The organism is Apilactobacillus sp. EABW-1NA (assembly GCF_030398685.1).
Lineage (GTDB): Bacteria > Bacillota > Bacilli > Lactobacillales > Lactobacillaceae > Apilactobacillus > Apilactobacillus waqarii.
On the sequence record NZ_JAPDKO010000063.1, the window covers coordinates 1 to 515 of the forward strand.

A 515-nucleotide genomic window follows, 5' to 3' on the forward strand; every position below is an offset into this window, starting at 1 on the left:
TAACCTTTTAGGAGCTAGTCGTCTAAGGTGGGACAGATGATTAGGGTGAAGTCGTAACAAGGTAGCCGTAGGAGAACCTGCGGCTGGATCACCTCCTTTCTAAGGAAATTTCGGAAACTTACATTAGGTTCATCAATCTTATTCAGTTTTGAGGGATTTACCTCTCATATGATTCTTTGCTTCTTTGGGCCTATAGCTCAGTTGGTTTAGAGCGCACGCCTGATAAGCGTGAGGTCGGAGGTTCGAGTCCCCCTAGGCCCATCGACCTCACAGGGGTCACAATCATATTTATATTTATGGGGAATTAGCTCAGCTGGGAGAGCACCTGCTTTGCAAGCAGGAGGTCAGCGGTTCGATCCCGCTATTCTCCATTGACACGTAAGTGTCATACTTGGTTCTTTGAAAACTAGATATTATTTAATTTCTATATTGAATTTGTATAAAAATACAATTTCAACCGAGAACACCGCGTTATTTTGAGTTTTAAAATATTAGTTTATTCGTAAATACTCAAC

The 515-nt window shown here is 41.6% G+C and carries 2 tRNA genes and 1 rRNA gene; all 3 read left to right on the forward strand.

The window, feature by feature from the left end:
* Positions 1–99, forward strand: a 16S ribosomal RNA gene (locus OEZ61_RS08085); the annotation flags it as partial.
* Between the two features lie 87 nt (positions 100–186).
* A tRNA-Ile gene (locus tag OEZ61_RS08090) sits at positions 187–261 on the forward strand.
* A 37-nt stretch (positions 262–298) separates the two neighbouring features.
* A tRNA-Ala gene (locus OEZ61_RS08095) sits at positions 299–371 on the forward strand.
* The last annotated feature ends 144 nt before the right edge of the window (positions 372–515 follow it).